The sequence below is a fragment of the Acinetobacter sp. ANC 3832 genome, assembly GCF_002135415.1.
Taxonomy (GTDB): Bacteria; Pseudomonadota; Gammaproteobacteria; order Pseudomonadales; family Moraxellaceae; genus Acinetobacter.
This window is the reverse complement of sequence record NZ_NEGJ01000003.1, coordinates 234,642-255,486: the sequence shown is the minus strand read 5'-3', so window position 1 is coordinate 255,486 and position 20,845 is coordinate 234,642. Positions and strand designations below refer to the sequence as shown.

Sequence of the window (20,845 nt, the reverse complement as noted above, 5' to 3'; positions counted from 1 at the left end):
CCATATCAGAGATGGTAATTCGATATGAGCGTTTCTTCTGTAAATCCTGCCCCTAATTCTACTAACGAATACTACCTGACTCGCCAAAGTCAGATGGAATCTAATGTTCGTAGCTATCCACGTAAATTACCGTTGGCAATAGCAAAAGCTTCAGGGTGTTGGGTTACTGATGTTGAAGGTACAGAGTACCTCGATTGTTTGGCTGGGGCAGGAACATTGGCTTTAGGCCATAATCATCCTGCGGTAATTCAAAGTATTCAGGACACTTTAGCGAGTGGACTGCCATTACATACTTTAGACTTAACAACGCCTTTAAAAGATGCGTTTACTGAAGCATTACTTGAACAATTGCCGGGCGGCAAGGAAGAGTATTGCTTACAGTTCTGTGGTCCATCTGGTGCAGATGGTACAGAGGCAGCAATTAAATTGGCAAAAACCTATACTGGTCGTAGCACAGTCATCAGTTTTTCTGGTGGTTATCATGGGATGACTCATGGTGCATTGGCAATGACGGGTAACTTATCTGCTAAAAATGCGGTAAATGGCTTAATGCCAGGCGTACAATTTATGCCATATCCGCATGAATACCGTTGCCCATTGGGTCTTGGCGGTGAAGCAGGTATTGATGCTTTAACTTACTACTTTGAAAATTTAATCGAAGATGTAGAAAGCGGTGTAACTAAACCAGCTGCTGTAATTCTTGAAGCAATTCAAGGTGAAGGTGGTGTAGTGACTGCGCCAGTGAAATGGTTGAAAAAAATCCGTGAAGTGACTGAACGTCATAACATTGTTTTGATTCTTGATGAAGTTCAAGCTGGTTTTGCACGTTCAGGTAAAATGTTTGCCTTTGAACATGCAGGTATTGAGCCTGATGTTGTGGTGATGTCTAAAGCTGTTGGCGGAAGCTTACCTTTAGCTGTTCTTGCGATTAAACGTAAGTTTGATGCATGGCAACCTGCAGGTCACACGGGGACTTTCCGTGGTAACCAACTTGCAATGGGGACGGGTCTTGCAACGATTAGAACCATTAAAGAACAAAACTTGGCGCAAAATGCACAAGAACGTGGTGATTTCCTACAGGCTGAATTTAGAAAATTAGCAGTAGAATTTCCATGTATCGGTAATGTGCGTGGTCGTGGTTTGATGTTAGGTGTTGAGATTGTTGACGAGCGCCAAGCTGCAGATCACATGGGCTCATTGCCAGGCGATTCTCAGTTGGCAGCTGCGATTCAAACTGCATGTTTTAACAACAAGTTGTTGTTAGAAAAAGGTGGCCGTGGTGGCACAGTGATTCGTTTCCTTTGCCCGTTGATCATTACGCATGAAGAATGTGTTGAAGCTGTTGCTCGCTTTAAGAAGGCACTTGCTGAAGCACTTGTTGCTACTCGAGGCGCATAATGGTTGATTTTGCAGAACATCGTAAGGCGTTACTCTGCAATGATGCTCAATCCATTGCTGACTATGAGTCAGCAATGGGTGAGGCGACTAAAGCAGTCGCAGCATGGTTGCAAAATGACAAAATGTACACTGGCGGCAGCATTAAAGATTTACGTAGTGCGATTGCTTTTAATCCTTCAAAAGAAGGCTTAGGTGTACAAAAGTCACTTGAACGTATGGTTGATCTATTTTTAAACAAAAGTTTAAAAGTACATCATCCACATTCTTTAGCACATTTGCATTGTCCAACAATGGTCACGAGTCAAATTGCTGAAGTATTGATTAATGCGACAAACCAATCTATGGACTCATGGGATCAAAGCCCCGCAGGTTCTTTGATGGAAGTTCAGTTGATTGACTGGCTTCGTCAAAAAGTAGGTTATGGTGCAGGTCAAGCTGGTGTGTTTACATCTGGTGGTACTCAATCTAATTTGATGGGTGTATTGCTTGCACGTGATGCATGTATTTCTAAACACTGGAAAGATGAAAACGGCAAGCCGTGGTCTGTTCAGCGTGATGGGATTCCTGCTGATGCCATGCGTAATGTCAAAGTGATTTGTTCTGAAAATGCACATTTCTCTGTGCAAAAGAACATGGCAATGATGGGTATGGGCTTCCAGTCTGTTGTTACCGTTCCTGTGAATGAAAATGCACAGATGGATACAGAGGCTTTGGAAAAAACCATGGCACACCTTCAAGCTGAAGGTAAAATTGTGGCATGTGTGGTTGCGACTGCGGGTACAACCGATGCAGGTGCAATTGATCCATTGAAGAAGATCCGTGACATTACCAACCAGTATGGTACATGGATGCATATTGATGCAGCATGGGGTGGCGCACTGATTTTATCGAATGATTTCCGTTCTATGTTGGACGGAATTGAGTTGTCAGATTCAATCACACTCGATTTCCATAAGCATTATTTCCAAACGATTTCTTGTGGTGCATTCTTGTTGAAAGACGAAGCGAACTATCGTTTTATGCATTATGAAGCAGAGTATTTAAACTCAGCTTATGATGAAGAGCATGGTGTGCCAAATCTTGTGTCGAAGTCATTACAAACAACACGTCGTTTTGATGCGTTGAAATTGTGGATGACGGTTGAATCATTGGGCGAAGAGCTTTATGGTTCAATGATTGATCATGGCGTGGTTCTAACACGTCAAGTTGCAGATTACATCAAAGCGACTGATGGTTTAGAAATGTTGGTTGATCCACAATTTGCTTCTGTATTGTTCCGCGTAATTCCTGCGGGCTATCCTGCTGAATTATTGGATACATTGAACCAGAACGTTGCAGATGAATTATTTGCACGTGGTGAAGCCAATATTGGTGTAACGAAAGTAGGTCAAGTTCAATCATTGAAAATGACCACTTTAAGTCCTGTTGCAACTTTAGAAAACGTGAAAAATCTGCTTGATCTTGTATTAGCAGAAGCTGATCGTATTAAAGGCCCAATTCAACAAGGTACTTATACCACTGCTCTTGATTAACACTCGATTTTTGTTATAAAAAGAGGTCTATATAGACCTCTTTTTTTTGTATATTATAATTTTATTATTCAATGAGTTAGTTTTTAAACTTCAACTGCTAATCTAAAAAAGGTTATTTTTGTAAACCCTGAAATAAAACCTCTAATGTTGCTCCAATAGCAAGTAACTCACTGTCGGTATGCGGTAAACCATCTATTTCAAGTGCGATAGGTAAATTTGATTTAAATGAATTTCCGATGGGTAGACTCAATCCTGGAAGTCCAATATTGCTACCTGGATCTGTGTTGCGAACTAGTGTTTGAAAATTTTCGATTGAACTGGCTTGTTCATTTGCAAGTGGAGCAACAATGGGTGAAGTAGGAAAGATCAAAGCATTTAAATGATGTTCTTTAAATGCTTTTTCATAAATAGAAAGTAACTGTGATCTCATTTCTGTGATTGCTTTTTCGTACAATGGTAAAACGGGTACAAGATGCCCAGACGGATCGGTAATTAATTCTGGAAGAATATTCTGCTGAAATAAACTGCGAACATCAGGACTTGAAATTTGATCAACTACAGCTTCAATCTGAAGATCTGTATAGGTTTTTAAATACTGAATCAGATCATATTTACCTTCATGTATGACAATTGGGAATGAAATACTGTGATTAAGCTGTTCAAGTTCAGGCAGTTCTACAGGAATTATGTCAATTCCAGCTGCTTTTAAATAGTCTAGGGCAATATGTGCCTGATGATGAACTTCTTCATCTAAATGATCCCAAAAATACGAATCTATACCGAGTCTGATTTGCTGTGCGGGGATTGGTTTGTGTATATCTTGCTGTGTAATTAAATGATCAATCAATACAATATCAGCGACTGTATGTGCCATAGGCCCAGCAGTATCACGTGTATGTGAGATAGGCGTGATGCCGACTTGAGAATAGCGTCCTGTTGTTGGACGGAACCCGACACATCCATTTAAAGCACAAGGTAATCTAACCGAAGCACCTGTATCTGTTCCAATCGCGATAGGAACCATTCCTGCTACAACGGCAACGGCACTTCCAGAGGATGAGCCACCTGCAATATGAAGTGGGTTTTTAGCATTTCGTGTACCAACAACGCCATTAATATGCATTGCTGAATTATAGCCTGTTACTCCAAATGCCAATTCATGCATATGAGCCTTACCGACAATAATTGCGCCATGGTCAATCAGCTTTTGAATAATAGGCGCGGAAGTCTTGGGTTTAAACTGAGCCAATGCAGGTGTTCCGGCACTATTTGGAAAGCCTGCAACATGAATGTTATCTTTCACAGCAATAAAAACACCCAGCAAAGCAGGACAGGCTTGGTCTTCAAAAATATGTTGGTCCCAATATTGTGCTTGCTCTAGTGCTGAGTTTTTATCAATGTTGATAAAAGCATTTAAGGATTGCTGTTGCTCTATATTTGAGAAATATAGATGAACCAATTGTTCACAGGTTATTTTTCTTTCTCGAACCAAGTGTGTGATTTCATGTGCCGATAAGTTGAATAAATCGCGTGATTGAATCAAATTTGTTGTTTTATCAAGGATTGACATGGTGACTTAAAATCCGTTTAAGTTGTTATTTCAACAATTTAGTACAGTTGTAAAGCAGAGATATATCCTCAAAATTGAGGATTGAATGAATGCTGAATAAGTAAAGCCATTTCAGTTCGATTGTTACAATGAATCTTTTTCATTGCATTTTTGAGATGTGTTCTTACGGTGGTAAAACTGATATCGAGTAAATTGGATACATCTTTATCGCTTAATCCTTTACATACTAAGATAACCACTTCTTGTTCGCGTGGCGTTAAACAATAGCGGGTAGAAAGGTCGAAAGGCAGAGCTTTACTGAGATAAGGTTCAAGCAGATTCAAGATTCGTTTTTCGCGTTCACTGAATATGACAGAATCTTTGGAGCGCCAAATACGAAAATCACCCACATCAACGCCATGACGAACAAAATAGACATTCAACCCATGATATAAGCCATGCGGTTTCAGAAATTCATTGTAATACACAGTTTTTTTAAGGTTGGAAAAAGAAATAATTTCATGAACAAAGGTTGGTTTTTGCCGTTTACGAAGTGCGAATGTAATGGGGTCATCATATTGCCAAATGTGCTCATATTCTTGAAGCGCTTTTTGGTCAATTTTCCACATAATACCTTGTTTAGATAAATGATGCTTTGAATCCCAAATATAGGAAGCGGCGAAATCAGCTCGAAGTAAAGTTGTAATATCTGCAATGATATTTTCACGTAAATAAGGTTGACCATTTTCAGAGCCAAGTTTCCATAATATTTCAGCGAAAAGTCTAAGCTCAGAAGAGGTTAAATCATGTTCTAAAGACACAGCTATAATCTACATATAAACAGATGAGATAATTTAGAAACATACATGGTTAGGGCAAGAAAAACACAGGATTTTATAAACATTTTAAGACTTTTTCGTCTTAATTGTTGTGTCTACTTTAATCTTATTAATGTATGTAAAATCGCATTGTATGCTTTTTATGTAGCCTCAATAAAAGGTTACCAGAAGAATGGTTTATGAATAGATTCAAGATAGACCTCTTTTTTATATCTCAAAATTTTGTTATTCAACGCTTTAACTAAGTAGAGCTTAGTATGACTATTTAACTGTAATAATCATGAAGCATTTTGCTAAAGGTTAAAGTGAATGACGTTAAAATGATTAAAGCCATCGAAAAGCTACAGCAAAAGAAAATAATTTTTTGATAATTCTGCTGACAGCTCTCCATCAAAGGGAGATGATAAACGTGATACATCGATCGTAAAGATTGTAGTATTAAAATACTCAGTGAAATAAAACTGAAACTAATCAATAGATTTTGTAAGATAAAATAACGTGAAATTTGCTGCATCAAAATATAAATAATAAAGCTACTCATGCAAATAAGTAGGGTGATCGTACTGCTTGCACCAACCATTTTTAAAAAAGTTTCATGCCATTCTTTACGTTGAAGAATCATATTTTTTATCTTTCGTTGTGTTTTATTTTGTGTTTATTTTAACAGTTTCTTTGCCATTTTTAAAAAAGTAGCGACATGAAACGTCGTTGGTTTTGCATTTAAAAAGTGATTTACGATGACAAAAAAATGAAATTTTACAAATTAAATAAGAGTTGTTGAATTAAGCAATATTATTTTACAGTTGATTACATATTGAATTTTGTGCAATTTTAATTAAATCAAATGCAAACTATCAATTATCATAAAAGCGTCATAAAGCTGTAACTTCTTTGTCATATTTTAAAATCAAAATGCAGATATCCGAAAGGTACTACACAGAACTAAAAAGTGGCGTACTTCAAAATTGAATGCTGATTATAGAGAGAAAAGAATGCGCTTAAATCATATCGCACTTGCATTGGTAGTTTCAGGGGCAGCTGTAGCAACGACTGCAAATGCAGCGCGTGAAACAATTCAAATCGCGGGTTCTTCTACAGTACTGCCTTATGCAAGTATTGTTGCAGAAGAATTTGGTAATAATTTCCCACAATTTAAAGCACCAGTTGTCGGTTCTGGTGGTAGTTCTGCAGGTTTAAAACAATTTTGTACAGGTGTAGGTGATAATACCATCGACATCGCGAATGCTTCTCGTAAAATTAAAGATACTGAAATTGCTGCATGTAAAAAAGCAGGCGTGAATCAAATTTTAGAAATTAAAATTGGTTATGACGGTATTGTATTTGCATCAAACTCGACCAAAGCAGCCTATAAATTACGTCCACAACACGTATTTGCAGCTTTAGCAGCAGAGTTACCTTCAAATGGTAAATTGGTTCCAAACCCATATACACGTTGGAATCAAATTGATAAATCATTACCAAATGAACCTATTACTTTGGTAATTCCTGCATCGAATCATGGTACACGTGAAGTGTTCCAAGAAAAAATGGTAGACGCGGGCTGTGAATCTTATGATTATTTCAAGAAGTTAGATAAAGATGCTCAGAAAAAAGCATGTTCTAGCTTCCGTAAAGACGGTAAAGTGATTGAAATTGCAGGTGACTACACAGAAACATTGGCTCGCTTAAAAACGGCTCCAAGTGCTGTAGGTGTATTTGGTCTAGGTTTCTATGATCAAAATCGTGACAAATTACGTGTAGCAACAGTGAATAATGTTGCCCCATCTGAGCAAACTGTTCTTAACGGTACATACCCTGTATCTCGTCCTTTATTCTTCTATGTAAAAGGCGAGCACTTAAAATCAATCAAAGGTTTATCTGAATATACTGAATACTTCTTAAGTAAAAAAGTATCAGGTAAAGGTTCTAAGCTGGATAAAGCAGGTCTTATTTCAATGTCTGATGCAGAACGCGCGAAAGTACTTGCAGCGTTCAAATCGGGTAAAGGCGTGAAATAAGATACAAAAATGAGAGGCTGATGGTAGGGGGACTACCATCGGCTTTTTTTGCTCAGTCAAGTTTTTTCAAAGAATGAACATTGAAAGAACAGTGGAGAATAAATGAATCTGCTCCTCATAGGCGTGTTGTTAGCCCTTGTGGCCATTGCATATCAAATTGGGCTACGTAAAAGCCGAAGCCTGGCAGGTAAGGGAAAAAACTCTGCGATATTACATTCACGCCCAGGCTATTACGGTGCCTTAGTGGCATTGTGGTGTGGTATCCCTGCTTTTTTAATTTTGATTGTTTGGAACCTTGTAGAACCGAATATATTAAAGCATTTAATTTTAAGTAATGTTCCAGCAACGGTGGCTTCATCATTAGATCAAGCGGGCATTCAGGTTTTAGTTGAACGAATTAAAGCGATTGCATCTGGTTTTGGGGTCAGTGATCAGGCACAGGCATATGAAGTTGCAGCTGCAGCTGAATTGAAGAAATTTCAAACCATTGGTTCTTTTGCTAAGTTTGCAGTGGTGATTTGTGCCGCATTGCTTGGGTTGGTCTGGGCTAAAAAACATGTAGCGCAACAATATCGTGCACGTAACCAAGTTGAAAAAGCAATTAATGTCGCTTTGATTCTTTGTTCAGGCGTTGCGATTTTGACGACAATCGGCATTGTGATGTCAATGTTCAGTGAAGCCATGCGCTTTTTTGACTTTGTTAGCCCAATGGATTTCTTCTTTGGTACAGAATGGAACCCAGGTTTTAGTACTTCAGGCAGTGCAGAAGGAAGTTATGGTTTATTACCATTACTTTGGGGCACGCTCATGGTCAGTATCATTGCCTTGTTGGTTGCTGTTCCAATTGGTTTAATGATTGCGATTTATTTGGCTGAATATGCATCACCACGTTTAAGGTCATGGGCTAAACCTGCCATTGAAATTCTTGCTGGTATTCCAACGATTGTTTACGGTGTATTTGCACTGATGGTCATTGGTCCCTTCTTTAAGATGGCTGGTGATACCATTGGTTTGAATATTAATGCGACCAGTGCACTAACTGCAGGTTTTGTAATGGGGATTATGATTATCCCATTTGTATCCTCACTTTCAGATGACATTATTACGCAAGTACCACGTTCACTTCGTGATGGTTCACTTGGTTTGGGTGCGACAAAATCAGAAACAATTCGCCGTGTAGTGATGCCAGCTGCATTACCTGGGGTGATTGGTGCATTTTTACTGGCCGCATCTCGTGCAATTGGTGAAACCATGATTGTGGTTCTTGCTGCGGGTAATAGCCCTTTATTGCATGTGAATCCGCTTGAAGCAGTTTCTACAGTAACAGTCACTATTGTAAACCAATTAACAGGTGATACTGATTTTGCGAGCCCTCAAGCTTTGGTGGCGTTTGCACTAGGGTTAACACTGTTTGTGATTACTTTGGGCTTGAACATTGTTGCACTATATATTGTGCGTAAATATCGTGAGCAATACGAATGAGTACATCAAATACATCTCCAGTGGATCAAAATGTATTTGATCCTCAAGCTGCGGCAGAGTTGCGTGAAAAACGCAAAGCGCGAATTCAAAAGACTTTGGCAAAACGGCATCGTACAGAAAACTCATTCCGAATCTTTGGTTTTAGTGCGGTTGTCATTGGTTTAGCATTTGTTGCCTTATTATTTGGCAGTATTTTATATAAAGGCTTACCTGCATTTTGGCAAGCCAGTATTAAAGTTCCTGTTTATTTTGATCCTAAAGTGATTGATGCAGGTCCAAAACCTGTACAAAGTGCAGGAGAATCTCCAGCCCATTATCAAGAGCGTTATATCGCTTGGCAAACCAAAATGGGGATGGTGGATTGGGATTCATTGATTGTGAATGCCATGATTGCAAAAGATCCTACATTGGTTTCAAAACGTGATGATTTAGGAAGTTTATATACCAGCTCAGAAGCTTATCGTCTGCGTGATATGGTATTTAAAGATCCATCTTTGATTGGTCAAAAAGAAGAGATTAAATTTCTTGCAGATGCCAATATTGATGTATGGCTTGCTGGAAATATTGATCATACCTTACCTGATGAACAGCAACAGTTAAGTCCAGAAGTTCGTAAGCTGACAGATCAATTAAGTGCCAGTGGTTTAATAGAACGTACATTTAATTTGCAATTGTTTACCAATCCCGATTCACGTAGTTCACCTGCGACAGCTGGACTGGCAGGGGCATTCATGGGGTCATTATTTATGATGATCATCGTGATCTTTATTTCAATTCCGATTGGCGTGGCAAGTGCTGTTTATTTGGAAGAGTTTGCAAAACAAAATTGGCTCACAGATGTTATTGAAGTCAATATTAATAACTTGGCTGCTGTCCCATCGATTGTGTTTGGTTTATTGGGCGCATCAATCTTTATCGGTTGGATGCATATGCCGATTTCAGCACCTTTAGTGGGGGGGCTAGTTTTAAGTTTAATGACTTTGCCAACGGTTATTATTACGACACGTGCTTCACTAAAAGCCGTACCTCCTTCAATTCGTCAGGCAGCTTTAGGTTTAGGTGCTTCACGTGTACAGACCATTTTCCATCACGTACTGCCTTTGGCTTTACCGGGTATTTTGACAGGTGCCATCATTGGTGTTGCTCAGGCTCTAGGTGAAACTGCACCATTGCTTCTCATTGGGATGAGTGCTTTTGTTGCCAATATTCCAAGTACACCTTTAGATCAATCCACCGCTTTACCAGTACAAGTTTTCTTATGGCAAGGTAATGAACTACGTAACTTCTTTGAAGGTCGTACCGCTGCTGCAATTATCGTGCTTTTGGCGATGATGATTGGATTAAATAGTTTAGCCATTTGGTTACGTAAAAAATTCGAAGTACGTTGGTAGTTGAGGATAAGATATGAATACTATTGAAATGACAAATTCCTTAGAAAAGGATAAAACAGTGAATCAAGATCACACACAATTTACTTCTACAGATACTGAGCGTAAGCGTCAGGGCACATCATTTGTTTCACAGTTTGATTCAAGCTCTTCTCCTAAAAAAGAAAAAACCAATACTGTGAAGATTAGTGCTGAAGATGTGCATGTTTATTATGGTGATGCAGAAGCAATTAAAGGTATTGATCTTCAAGTTTATGAAAATGAAGTGATTGCATTTATTGGGCCATCAGGTTGTGGTAAATCCACTTTCTTACGGACTTTAAACCGTATGAATGACACAATTGATAGTTGCCGAGTGACAGGTAAAGTCACACTCGATAATCAAGATATTTATGATCCAAATCTAGATGTTGTGTTACTTCGTGCTCAGGTCGGCATGGTTTTCCAAAAACCAAATCCATTTCCAAAATCAATTTTTGATAATGTTGCTTATGGTCCTAAACTGCATGGTTTGGCACGTGATAAGTACGATATGGAAGAAATTGTTGAAAACAGCTTGCGTAAAGCAGGTCTGTGGGATGAAGTTAAAGATCGCTTAAACCAACCGGGAACAGGGCTTTCAGGTGGTCAGCAACAACGCCTATGTATCGCACGTACGATTGCAGTCAGCCCAGAAGTGATTTTGATGGATGAACCTTGTTCAGCACTCGATCCTATTGCAACGGCTAAAGTTGAAGAGTTAATTTCTGAATTATCCAATCAATATACCATCGCCATTGTGACGCACTCAATGCAACAAGCAGCACGTGTATCTGACCGTACAGCTTATTTCCATTTGGGCGATTTAATTGAAGTAAACTCGACTGAAAAAGTCTTTACTCAACCAGATCATCAATTAACAGAAGCGTATATTACTGGTCGTTTTGGTTAATTCTAGAAAAGTAGTTTTCTTGCATAAAGTTTTGTCGTTTTTCTTTATGGAGAAATGAAGAAGATTTTAATCGTTATGTAAGATACCTAGTAAAATAATGAACCGCAAATATTGATTTGCGGTTTTTTTTGTCTGATTAAAAAGTGAAAATAAGTGAAATTTTTAATCTTGAAGAAAATATTCAACCAAAGACTTTGATTTCAAACTAAGGTGAATAGCATCAATAAATTGAATTGACTTGAATGCAAATATTAATTTCAAAATGTATATTGAATTTTGTCATAGTAGACCGCATCTTAGAATCAGAAGTATTTATTCAATGAGATTAAAAAATTTATGTTATTTCATTTACCCAAACTACCTGCTGAACTTCGTGTTAGTCATTTGAATGCACGTATTAATGAGCAAAGAAAAAGAATCGCACAAACGACGGCTTCAAAATTTGAACTTTTACAACTTTCACAGCAAATTGCTAAAGAAGGACGGATACGTAGAAAGAATAATCAAAAAGTTTATATACTTGACTTTAAAGGTGATGTGCAAGCATCTGCGGTCGAAAATATTCGTGAAGAAATTACGCTCATTTTAGCAACGGCTAAAGCAGGACGTGACCGTGTTGTTGTACGTTTAGAAAGCCCCGGTGGTATGGTACATGGCTATGGTTTGGCAGCTGCTCAATTAGTACGTCTACGTGATGCAGGATTCCATCTCACAATTTGTGTAGATAAGGTTGCTGCTAGCGGTGGCTACATGATGGCATGTATTGCGAGTGAAATTATTTCAGCACCATTTGCAATTTTGGGTTCAATTGGTGTGGTTGCTCAAGTCCCAAACTTTAACCGTTTATTGAAGCAACATAATGTTGATTTTGAATTATATACGGCTGGTGAGTTTAAACGTACGGTGACGATGTTTGGTGAAAATACACCAGAAGGCAAAGCCAAGTTTGAAGAAGAGTTGCAACAAACGCATGTGTTGTTTAAACATTTTGTCGAAAAATATCGTCCTCAACTGAATGTAGAAAAAGTGGCAACAGGTGAACATTGGTATGGGCAAGATGCTATCGATTTAAATTTAGTCGATCAGCTTAAAACATCAGATGAATATCTCTTGAGTTTATTGCCTCAACATGATGTTTATGTCATCGAAACACGCCGTAAACCAACGCTTGGTGAAAAACTTGGACTACAAGCAGCGCAGATGGCAGATGCTTTTATTCCAGCTGTTGTAAATAAATTGGTTAGTGAAGTTGTAAAGTTAAACTCAGCAACGCCACTTTTTAAAGACAGTCGTTTTTAATTTAGGTAGATATTTTACTGAATGGATGAAGTGGTTTTATATAGCCACTTCATCCAGTGATAGATCAATTTTATATGAGTTGGATGGCTTGAATGAAGCGATTTAAAATTCAATATAAAGAGCGAATCTAGAGCTTTTATAAAAAGCCAATACGAAAAATATCGTATTGGCTTTTTTTATTTCTGAATAATATCATCCACTAATTTTTCCAATTTGCTTTTAGCACCAGACCATTTGTCCAACTCAAATGTACTATTCACTTTAAAGCGAGTTGTATGAACCTGCAAACCATCATCAAATAAATATAAATCGGCTTGAGAAATAAAAGGCGTTACATCCCATTTTTGCTGAATATTATAAGTTAAAGAATATTTACACTGCTTCGGTTTTTGCTGTTGATAAATTTCAGTTTTAATTCCATTTTCAATAAAACGATTATTGATAATATTTAAGTATTCTTTTGAAGGGTCAACTTGATCATTTTGCTGAATACAAATTTGACTGAATTTAGGGACTTGCTTGCTATTTACAACGGCATTTTTCGTTTGATAATGAACACAAGCGGTGAGCGGCAGTAATAAACACAGACTTGTTAGGATCTTCTTATTCATGATATTTGCTTTGATTTAAGGAATTATTATGTGATTTATTCTACAGAAAATATTTGGATTCACAATAAAAAATTAATAAAAACATTTTGTTATATCATTGGTAGTGTTTCTTTTTATTAAGTATTATTTAATAATTTTATTTTTTGTCTAATTGTAAAGTGGAAACGCAATTTAGAAAATCTGAGCATATAGATTCAATTGATCTATATTTAAATATTAATTAATTACATGATATATATTAATTTAATTTTAAAGTTAGGGTGGTTTAGTTCTGATGGAATTTTATTTTCATCTATAATTACTTAGGTTTTTAAATATAATACAAGAAAAACTGTGAAATATATTTTAATAAAATTAAGAGTTGAGCATTAAAAAAGCTGAACAAGGATGTGTTCAGCTTCTTATTTTTACAATGATGAAGTCTTAGCTTATTTATTTGCTGCTTCTTTTACATTTGCAGCGCCTTTCTCAACAGCACCTGCCGTCGCAGCCGTTGCATCTTTAGCAGCAGTAACTGTTGCATCAGCAGCATGATCTACAGCAGTTGCAGTTGCATCAGCAGCATTGGTTGTTGCTGTCGCAGCATGGTCAGCAGCAGTTGCAGTAGCGGTTGCGGCATCTTGAGCTGCATTTTTCATATCATGTCCTGCTTGATTCGCAGCATTTTCAATATGTTCACCAGTCGTTGCACCCGTTTCAGGCGCTTTTTCTTTATTACACCCAACTAAAGCAACTGTAGCTGCAAGACCTAAAGCAACAAATAATTTATTCATTATATTTACCTTTATACCTAGTTATTCTTTATCCACACCATATGGATGCTGAAAATATAAACATAATAATTCAAAAATTTATATTTAAAATTGTAAAGAAATATAGATTAAATAAAAAACCTCCCAATGATTAATCAATGGGAGGTTTTAAAAAAAGCTTTTAGAATGTGATCTTTTAGGAAGATCAGCTTTCTGATCGCATCATATAATCGAAAGCAGACAAAGAAGCTTTAGCACCTTCACCAGCAGCAATAATAATTTGCTTGTATGGCACAGTGGTACAGTCACCTGCAGCAAATACACCTTTTACATTGGTTTCATTACGATCGTTCACCAAAATCTCATTGCGGTTTGAAAGTTCAACAGCAGTGCCTTTTAAGAAATCTGTATTTGGCAATAAACCAATTTGTACAAAGATCCCCGCAAGCTCAACAGTATGCTCTACATCAGTCGTACGGTCTTTATATTTCAATGCAGTTACTTGTGAACCATCACCCATAACTTCAGTTGAAAGTGCATTTAGAATCACGGTGGTGTTTGGCAAGCTGTTTAATTTATTTTGCAAGACTTGGTCTGCACGTAACTTGGTATCGAACTCGATTAAAGTCACATGTTCCACAATCCCAGCAAGATCAATCGCAGCTTCTACACCTGAGTTACCCCCACCAATCACCGCAACACGTTTACCTTTGAACAATGGACCATCACAGTGTGGGCAATAAGCCACACCACGGGTTTTGTATTCTTTCTCACCCGGTACATTCATTTCTCTCCAACGTGCACCTGTAGACAGAATCACTGTTTTTGATTCAAGTTTTGCACCATTCTCAAGTTCAATTTGTACCAAACCATTGGCAGTTTGATCTGCACCGACTAAACCTTTGACTTTCTGTAAGTTCATAATATCAACATCGTACTCACGTACATGTGCTTCCATGTCTGAACCAAATTTAGGACCTTGAGTCTTTTGTACAGAAATAAAGTTTTCGATGTCCATGGTATCCATCACCTGACCACCAAAACGTTCAGAAACGATACCTGTACGAATGCCTTTACGTGATGCATACATCGCAGCCGTAGCACCTGCTGGACCACCACCAATCACCAAGACATCAAACGCTTGTTTAGCATTTAATTTCTCTGCTTCTTTGGCTGCAGAACCTGTATCTAATTTCGCAACGATTTCTTCTAAAGTCATTCGACCTTGACCAATATGCTCACCATCTTGGAACAGCATAGGCACAGCCATAATTTTTCGTTCTTCAACTTCATCTTGGAAGAATGAACCATCAATCATGGTTGCTGTACTATTTGGATTATTAATCGCAATGAGATTTAAAGCTTGCACTACATCTGGGCAGTTATGACAGCTTAAAGAGACAAATACATCAAAGTTTGCTTTTAAGTTTAAGCCTTTAATTTGTGCCAAGATTTCATCAGATACTTTCGGTGCATAGCCTGATACTTGTAATAAAGCCAAAATCAATGAAGTGAATTCATGTCCCATCGGTAAACCAGCAAAGAATACACGCGGTTGTTCACCATTTTTTGCAATACCGAAACTTGGACGACGTGCGTTATCACCATCAAAACGAGCAGTGACTTTGTCAGAAAGTTCAGCAATTTCAGAAACCAATTCTTTGATTTTTTCAGCTTTGTCAGAGTGATCTAATGCTGCGACCAATTCAATTGGACTTTCTAAACGTTCTAAGTAAGCTTTGAGTTGTGCTTTAATATTTTGATCTAACATTGCTAAGCTCCAAAGGCGTTAAATTTCATTCATTAACGCTATACTAAGCTATTTTTATAAATAGATAAAACAGTTTGTTTTTATTAATATGATCGGTTATGTAGATTATTTGAAAATAGATTAGTACACATTTAAGCAGAGTAAAGTACAGCTAAATATTGGAAAATATATATTTAATTAAAAAATAGTATCCGATATATAGGTCTGATATGATATTAACTGTGATTAAATTCATGTTTTTAATCTTAAAAAACAAAAGCTAATACTTTACAAGTCGTGAAGACAGCGCAATAAGTGCAAGTTAAATTGTAAATAGGTTCATATATGTTAGATTTAAATCTATCAAGAAAATTACCAGATGATTTCGTATCATTTAGTGAAAAACAAATCCAGCAATTATTACAAGCAGTTTCAGGGATCGAGTTTGTAATGCTTTGTTCTTCAGATGGATTTGAAATTGCATTGGCCAATAAAAAACAAGTGAATAATTCTGGAAAAATCGCGGCTGTGAGTAGCTCTATTTTAGCGATGGTTTCTGCATTTATTTCAGAAATTAATTTAAACGGATGTCAAACCATTACCCTTGATGCTGAAAATGGTAAGGCTCTTTTAACGGCTGTCGCACATCCGAAATATCCATTGGTTATGGTTGCTGTTACAGCAAAAGATATTTTATTGGGGCAGATGTTATATGAAACTAAAGCAACTGCTGAAACATTAGCAAAGTATTAATTTAGTTTTTCTACATAAACACATTTACTATGTTAGTTTATTTTAATTATCTTAAAGTATTTTAGATTTCGTTGTTAAAATACTTGAAAATTGATTTTTAATGTGTAGAATTTGATAAAATTGCAAAACAATTCACGTAAATACTAATAAGTGTTTTGTGGTTAAATTAAAATAAAAAATTAATTTAACCCTGTACTTGAATATATGAGCTTGTTCGTGTTAATTAATATTAATACAGCAAAAAGATAAATTAAAAATTGAGTATTATAATTTTTTAAAACCAATTTTTAGATTTGAAATTTTTAAATAATATAATAAAGTTTATTTTATTATTTAAATAGTAAGAGGTTCTGGCTAAGTAATTATATTGCATAACCAGAATTAAAATAATCGTTAAGCATAAAAATAGTGGGGAACTTCATGGCTCGTATTACACTTGATCAACTAACAGATATTGACGGTTTTGTTTGTGCTGCATTGGTAGATAGCGAAAGCGGTTTATCTTTGGCAACTGCAGGTGCTGGTTTAGACTTAGAGCTTGCAGCAGCTGGTAACACAGAAGTTATCCGTGCTAAACGTAAAGTTGCAAAAGCATTGAAACTTGATGACCAAATTGAAGATATTCTAATTACTTTGGGTAAACAATATCATTTGATTCGTCCACTTGAAACAAATGAAAACCTATTCCTTTATTTAGTATTAGATCGTTCTAAATCGAATCTAGCTATGGCTCGCCATGAGTTAAAAGGTTTTGAAAAAGAATTAGATTTTTCTTGAGTTAAAAAATAAAAAAACTCGCTTTCGAGCGAGTTTTTTTATGCCTATTGATTCTCTTTTATCTCTTCTTACTTTAAGATTAAATCTGAATTTAAGAAAGTGATTTAAATTGAATATGATACAGCGTGGGATATATCAACATTATAAAGGACAGTTATATCAAGTTTTTAATGTTGCAACACATAGCGAATCTAGAGAAAAATTGGTTGTTTATCAATGTCTATATGCAGAGTATTCGATGTGGGTAAGACCTTTGGAAATGTTTTTAGAAACTGTTCGATTGGAAAGTGGTGAGGTTGTTCCACGGTTTAAACTGATACAAAAAACTGAATAAATTGTGATTTGTCACTAAAATGACCTCATTGTTGAGCACAATTGGTATTAACATAAAGTCTTTACAAGTACTTGAATTTTCTCTATTGCAGAGAAATATAATGCTTTATGTAAGTAGAAAGTGTAATGAATGTATAAATGATGGAACGGAAGCATATATATGAGCCTAAGCCCTGAATTTCAACAACGTATTCATAATTTATATCAAAAGTTTATTAAATATGATGCGACTCAATTAGACCGATTGAATCGTTATCGAAATATTGAACCTGAGTCTGCCCAATTTTTAGCAATGCTGATTCGTATACAACAGTCTAAAAGAATATTGGAAATTGGAACTTCAACAGGCTATTCGACTTTATGGCTTGCAGATGCTGCGCAAGTGACTCAAGCTCGAGTGACGACTATAGAAATTGATGCTGAGCGTACAAGACAAGCTCAAGGCTATGCAAAAGAACTTGAGCTTGATCATGTGATTGATTTTAAAGTTTTAGATGCTCAAATTTTCTTAAATGAATCTACTGAACAATATGACTTTATTTTGTTAGATGCCGAACGTGATGCATACTTAAGTTATTGGAATATTTTACGCAATATGATTAACCATAGTGGAGCAGTGCTGATTGTGGATAATGTCATTTCACATGCAGCAGAAGTAAAAAGCTTTATTTGTGAAGTTAAAAAAGATTCCAGATTTATGACTACAACCTTAGCTTTGGGTGCGGGATTATTTATGGTTTCATTTAAAGATTAGGCTTTTTACATTACGATTAATAATTTTTTATTTCTCTCCTGATAAGGAAAAATAAAGAGCTTAATGTAAGAAGCTAAATGTGGCTATTTATAACCTCATTAATAAAAAATCAGGAAAGATCAAATTTCCTGATTTTTTATTTGGCTTAATTTTTTATTGTATGGAAAGGCGAGTAAAATGTAAGTCGTATTCTAAGTATTTATGCACAAAGGCAGTTTTATCTGTACATCTTAATAAATTATTATAAATAAATTCAGGCACGGGATGATAAAGCTCTCCAGAGCCATTATTATAAAAAATTTTTAAATAGCGTGATGTGGAATTATACTTCCAAGAAGTTACGGTCAGCATTGTTCCCATAAGCAACCCCTTCATTTTATATTATATTTTGCAGAAAACTTTATTATTCTGCTTAATTTGAAATTAATCCAAATTTGAAAAATGATGTATAGCAGATTTGTAAAATATATTTTGAATAGACTTCTTCTGTATTTTTACCCTTAAAAATTGCAACTTAAAAAGGGATCTATAAAATTTAGATCTGAATAAAATAGCTCAGCCAAAGTATAAATTATTCCAGATTATGTGCTGAAATGAGTCTTGGTTCACGCTTTAAAATTTTTGGCTATTATTTGTGAGCATAACGTGTAATTTATAGATGTTAATTTGTTATTTACGCCAAATAAATCATTATAAAAACATATGATTATTAAAAATTTCCGCGCAATTTAAAGCCTCATAAACTTATAAAAGGTGATGATATGAAAATTAATGAATTATTTGATTTAAAGAATAAAGTTGCGATTGTAACAGGCGGAGCCGATGGAATCGGTAAAGCGACAGCACTACTTTTGGCTGAGGCAGGTGCTCATATTGTCATTGCAGATTTAAATGTAGAAAAAGCGCAAAAACTTGTTGAAGAGCTTGAAAAAAAGGGAACCAAATCATTGGCTGTTCAATGCAATATTTTAGAAGATCAGAGCTTAGTTGAGTTGGTTGATTTAACCGTAAAAACTTTTGGAACAATCAATATTCTGATTAATAATGCAGGCGGTGGAGGTGGCGGGCGTGAAAATCCATTCAAAATCAGCATTGATGATATTAAACGAGATTATGAGTTAAATGTATTTAGTGGTTGGCGCCTGAGTCAATTGTGTGCACCTCATATGAAAAAATCGGGCTATGGTTCCATTGTATTTACATCTTCAATGTCGAGTAGAAATGCTTCTCCGAACATGAGTGGTTATGGTGGGTCAAAAGCATCTGTTAATCATATGGTTGCTAATTTAGCATTCGATTTTGGACCAGAAATAAGAATAAATGCGGTAGGACCCGGTGCAACGCGTACCGTGGCTTTAGCAAGTGTATTAACACCTGAAATTGAAGAAAAAATGTTAGAACATACGCCAATTAAAAGATTAGGAACGGCAGAAGATATCGCAGGTGCAATGTTATATTTAGCTTCACCGATTTCATCATGGGTTAGTGGACAAACGATTTTTGTAAATGGTGGCGGTGTTCAAACGTTAGATTAAGTTTATTGAACTTTAAATTTATTTTTTATAGATAGATAAAACAGATAAATAAGCTTTCTAATTTTCTCTTCGAATGAAAAATAAAAAGTGTTAGGCAATAAGCCTAATTTCTTAAAACTATTTACATAAAAAACCACGCTATAAAGCGTGGTTTTTTTATTCGTCTAATCTAATGAAGCTTAGATTTTACCAACTAAGTCGATTGAAGGAGCAAGAGTTGCATCGCCTTCTTTCCATTTAGCAGGGCAAACTTCACCTGGGTGAGCGTGAACGTATTGAGCCGCTTTAACTTTACGAAGAAGTTCAGAAGCATCACGACCAATACCACCCGCATTGATTTCGATGATTTGGATTTTACCTTCTGGATCAATCACGAAAGTACCACGATCAGCAAGACCAGCAGCTTCGATTAATACTTCGAAGTTTTTAGAAAGCGTCCAAGTTGGGTCGCCAACCATTACGTATTCGATTTTTTTGATTTCTTCAGAAGAATCGTGCCAAGCTTTGTGTGTGAAATGAGTGTCAGTAGAAACTGAATAGATTTCAACGCCTAATTTTTTGAATTCAGCATAGTTATCTGCAAGATCACCAAGTTCAGTTGGGCAAACGAAAGTGAAGTCAGCAGGATAAAAGAATACAACAGACCATTTGCCTTTAAGATCAGCTTCAGTCACTTCAATAAATTGACCGTTTTGGAATGCTTGTGCTTTAAATGGTTTAACTTCAGTATTAATTAAGCTCATCATTATCTCCATGATATTGAGGTGTGTTTCTAATATGAAACTAGAATAAAGAATTTTTTGTTATTGGTAAAATAGTATTTTTTCATCACAAGAATCGGAAAATTGGATTCTAAATAATAATACTTACTATTTCATCAATCTAGACTGTTTTGTGCATTGGATATTTTTCACTTCATTAATGCATGAAAAATATGATACTTAAATGACAAAACTATCCTTTATCGAACTTGCTATTCAACATGAAGACTTTGTGTTTATATTTCAAGGGTAAATTTGAAAAAAATAAAAATATATAAAAAGCAGTTCTCTTTTTCTTCATGTCATTACAGCGTAAAATAGTCTGTTCAAAATTTTGTTTTAGGATTAATTATCTGTGTTAGGTCATTTAAATGTCGATCAAT

Annotated in this window: 19 protein-coding genes; 12 read left to right on the top strand and 7 right to left on the bottom strand. The window is 36.1% G+C overall.

From position 1 onward, the window contains the following. Positions 1-24 precede the first annotated feature (24 nt). A complete protein-coding gene (locus B9T35_RS05575; RefSeq protein WP_086190130.1) occupies positions 25-1,398 on the top strand; it encodes a diaminobutyrate--2-oxoglutarate transaminase in 1,374 nt (457 codons plus the stop codon). Next, positions 1,398-2,930, top strand: a complete 1,533-nt coding sequence (locus tag B9T35_RS05570; RefSeq protein WP_086190129.1) for a pyridoxal phosphate-dependent decarboxylase family protein — start codon at positions 1,398-1,400, stop codon at positions 2,928-2,930. The genes B9T35_RS05575 and B9T35_RS05570 overlap by 1 nt, the downstream gene beginning before the upstream one ends. A 112-nt stretch (positions 2,931-3,042) precedes the next feature. Here B9T35_RS05570 and iaaH read toward each other — a convergent pair whose 3' ends face one another. Together iaaH and B9T35_RS05560 are read right to left on the bottom strand one after the other, a co-directional pair. Next, positions 3,043-4,500: an indoleacetamide hydrolase gene (iaaH, locus tag B9T35_RS05565; RefSeq protein ID WP_086190128.1), complete on the bottom strand. Its 1,458-nt coding sequence runs from the start codon at positions 4,498-4,500 to the stop codon at positions 3,043-3,045. Positions 4,501-4,568: 68 nt separating this feature from the next. Beyond that, entirely contained in the window at positions 4,569-5,300 is a 732-nt protein-coding gene (locus B9T35_RS05560; protein WP_086190127.1) for a response regulator transcription factor, read from the bottom strand. Between the two features lie 1,010 nt (positions 5,301-6,310). Between B9T35_RS05560 and B9T35_RS05550 the strand changes: the two genes are divergently transcribed. The 5 genes from B9T35_RS05550 (at position 6,311) to sohB (ending at position 12,436) form a co-directional block, all read left to right on the top strand. Continuing rightward, positions 6,311-7,336 (top strand): substrate-binding domain-containing protein, encoded by a 1,026-nt coding sequence (locus B9T35_RS05550; RefSeq protein ID WP_086190125.1) that lies wholly within the window; start codon positions 6,311-6,313, stop codon positions 7,334-7,336. A gap of 102 nt (positions 7,337-7,438) precedes the next feature. Further along, complete coding sequence (gene pstC, locus B9T35_RS05545; RefSeq protein ID WP_086190124.1) at positions 7,439-8,818, top strand: phosphate ABC transporter permease subunit PstC; 1,380 nt, start codon at positions 7,439-7,441, stop codon at positions 8,816-8,818. After that, positions 8,815-10,209, top strand: a complete 1,395-nt coding sequence (pstA, locus tag B9T35_RS05540) for a phosphate ABC transporter permease PstA (protein WP_086190123.1) — start codon at positions 8,815-8,817, stop codon at positions 10,207-10,209. Before pstC ends, pstA begins: the two co-directional genes overlap by 4 nt. Positions 10,210-10,222: 13 nt before the next feature. Continuing rightward, the gene (gene pstB, locus B9T35_RS05535) at positions 10,223-11,137 is read left to right on the top strand and encodes a phosphate ABC transporter ATP-binding protein PstB (protein WP_086190122.1); all 915 of its coding nucleotides are present in this window, start codon (positions 10,223-10,225) and stop codon (positions 11,135-11,137) included. A gap of 336 nt (positions 11,138-11,473) precedes the next feature. After that, positions 11,474-12,436 (top strand): protease SohB, encoded by a 963-nt coding sequence (gene sohB, locus B9T35_RS05530; protein WP_086190121.1) that lies wholly within the window; start codon positions 11,474-11,476, stop codon positions 12,434-12,436. Between the two features lie 176 nt (positions 12,437-12,612). Here sohB and B9T35_RS05525 read toward each other — a convergent pair whose 3' ends face one another. The 3 genes from B9T35_RS05525 to ahpF all read right to left on the bottom strand — a co-directional run bounded on the left by B9T35_RS05525 (position 12,613) and on the right by ahpF (position 15,570). Next, on the bottom strand, positions 12,613-13,047 hold the full coding sequence (locus tag B9T35_RS05525; RefSeq protein ID WP_086190120.1) for an Sbal_3080 family lipoprotein: 435 nt from the start codon (positions 13,045-13,047) through the stop codon (positions 12,613-12,615). A gap of 428 nt (positions 13,048-13,475) precedes the next feature. Continuing rightward, on the bottom strand, positions 13,476-13,820 hold the full coding sequence (locus B9T35_RS05520; protein ID WP_086190119.1) for a hypothetical protein: 345 nt from the start codon (positions 13,818-13,820) through the stop codon (positions 13,476-13,478). Between the two features lie 184 nt (positions 13,821-14,004). Then, positions 14,005-15,570: an alkyl hydroperoxide reductase subunit F gene (gene ahpF / locus B9T35_RS05515; RefSeq protein ID WP_086190118.1), complete on the bottom strand. Its 1,566-nt coding sequence runs from the start codon at positions 15,568-15,570 to the stop codon at positions 14,005-14,007. Between the two features lie 324 nt (positions 15,571-15,894). Between ahpF and B9T35_RS05510 the strand changes: the two genes are divergently transcribed. The 4 genes from B9T35_RS05510 to B9T35_RS05495 all read left to right on the top strand — a co-directional run bounded on the left by B9T35_RS05510 (position 15,895) and on the right by B9T35_RS05495 (position 18,166). Beyond that, complete coding sequence (locus B9T35_RS05510; RefSeq protein ID WP_086190117.1) at positions 15,895-16,302, top strand: roadblock/LC7 domain-containing protein; 408 nt, start codon at positions 15,895-15,897, stop codon at positions 16,300-16,302. 420 nt (positions 16,303-16,722) lie between these two features. Continuing rightward, positions 16,723-17,079 carry a hypothetical protein gene (locus B9T35_RS05505; protein WP_086190116.1) on the top strand — a complete coding sequence of 119 codons (357 nt, stop codon included), beginning with the start codon at positions 16,723-16,725 and terminating at the stop codon, positions 17,077-17,079. Between the two features lie 115 nt (positions 17,080-17,194). Beyond that, entirely contained in the window at positions 17,195-17,413 is a 219-nt protein-coding gene (locus B9T35_RS05500) for a DUF1653 domain-containing protein (RefSeq protein ID WP_086190115.1), read from the top strand. Between the two features lie 159 nt (positions 17,414-17,572). Continuing rightward, on the top strand, positions 17,573-18,166 hold the full coding sequence (locus B9T35_RS05495) for an O-methyltransferase (RefSeq protein ID WP_086190114.1): 594 nt from the start codon (positions 17,573-17,575) through the stop codon (positions 18,164-18,166). 153 nt (positions 18,167-18,319) lie between these two features. Here the strand turns inward: B9T35_RS05495 and B9T35_RS05490 are convergent, their stop codons facing one another. Further along, positions 18,320-18,526 (bottom strand): KTSC domain-containing protein, encoded by a 207-nt coding sequence (locus tag B9T35_RS05490; RefSeq protein ID WP_086190113.1) that lies wholly within the window; start codon positions 18,524-18,526, stop codon positions 18,320-18,322. A 401-nt stretch (positions 18,527-18,927) separates the two neighbouring features. On the opposite strand from B9T35_RS05490, the gene B9T35_RS05485 reads away from it, so the two are divergent. Continuing rightward, the gene (locus tag B9T35_RS05485) at positions 18,928-19,701 is read left to right on the top strand and encodes a glucose 1-dehydrogenase (protein ID WP_086190112.1); all 774 of its coding nucleotides are present in this window, start codon (positions 18,928-18,930) and stop codon (positions 19,699-19,701) included. A gap of 179 nt (positions 19,702-19,880) precedes the next feature. Here the strand turns inward: B9T35_RS05485 and ahpC are convergent, their stop codons facing one another. Further along, complete coding sequence (gene ahpC, locus B9T35_RS05480; RefSeq protein WP_010117510.1) at positions 19,881-20,444, bottom strand: alkyl hydroperoxide reductase subunit C; 564 nt, start codon at positions 20,442-20,444, stop codon at positions 19,881-19,883. Between the last annotated feature and the right edge of the window lie 401 nt (positions 20,445-20,845).

Excerpts from the sequence above, each read along its gene's own strand:
- ahpC (WP_010117510.1), bottom strand. The coding sequence starts at position 20,444 with ATGAGCTTAATTAATACTGAAGTTAAACCATTTAAAGCACAAGCATTC.
- pstC (WP_086190124.1), top strand. The coding sequence starts at position 7,439 with ATGAATCTGCTCCTCATAGGCGTGTTGTTAGCCCTTGTGGCCATTGCA.
- B9T35_RS05505 (WP_086190116.1), top strand. The coding sequence starts at position 16,723 with ATGGCTCGTATTACACTTGATCAACTAACAGATATTGACGGTTTTGTT.
- B9T35_RS05490 (WP_086190113.1), bottom strand. The coding sequence starts at position 18,526 with ATGGGAACAATGCTGACCGTAACTTCTTGGAAGTATAATTCCACATCA.
- B9T35_RS05520 (WP_086190119.1), bottom strand. The coding sequence starts at position 13,820 with ATGAATAAATTATTTGTTGCTTTAGGTCTTGCAGCTACAGTTGCTTTA.
- B9T35_RS05525 (WP_086190120.1), bottom strand. The coding sequence starts at position 13,047 with ATGAATAAGAAGATCCTAACAAGTCTGTGTTTATTACTGCCGCTCACC.
- B9T35_RS05570 (WP_086190129.1), top strand. The coding sequence starts at position 1,398 with ATGGTTGATTTTGCAGAACATCGTAAGGCGTTACTCTGCAATGATGCT.
- B9T35_RS05495 (WP_086190114.1), top strand. The coding sequence starts at position 17,573 with ATGAGCCTAAGCCCTGAATTTCAACAACGTATTCATAATTTATATCAA.
- ahpF (WP_086190118.1), bottom strand. The coding sequence starts at position 15,570 with ATGTTAGATCAAAATATTAAAGCACAACTCAAAGCTTACTTAGAACGT.
- B9T35_RS05485 (WP_086190112.1), top strand. The coding sequence starts at position 18,928 with ATGAAAATTAATGAATTATTTGATTTAAAGAATAAAGTTGCGATTGTA.
- B9T35_RS05575 (WP_086190130.1), top strand. The coding sequence starts at position 25 with ATGAGCGTTTCTTCTGTAAATCCTGCCCCTAATTCTACTAACGAATAC.
- pstA (WP_086190123.1), top strand. The coding sequence starts at position 8,815 with ATGAGTACATCAAATACATCTCCAGTGGATCAAAATGTATTTGATCCT.
- sohB (WP_086190121.1), top strand. The coding sequence starts at position 11,474 with ATGTTATTTCATTTACCCAAACTACCTGCTGAACTTCGTGTTAGTCAT.
- iaaH (WP_086190128.1), bottom strand. The coding sequence starts at position 4,500 with ATGTCAATCCTTGATAAAACAACAAATTTGATTCAATCACGCGATTTA.
- B9T35_RS05500 (WP_086190115.1), top strand. The coding sequence starts at position 17,195 with ATGATACAGCGTGGGATATATCAACATTATAAAGGACAGTTATATCAA.
- pstB (WP_086190122.1), top strand. The coding sequence starts at position 10,223 with ATGAATACTATTGAAATGACAAATTCCTTAGAAAAGGATAAAACAGTG.
- B9T35_RS05550 (WP_086190125.1), top strand. The coding sequence starts at position 6,311 with ATGCGCTTAAATCATATCGCACTTGCATTGGTAGTTTCAGGGGCAGCT.
- B9T35_RS05510 (WP_086190117.1), top strand. The coding sequence starts at position 15,895 with ATGTTAGATTTAAATCTATCAAGAAAATTACCAGATGATTTCGTATCA.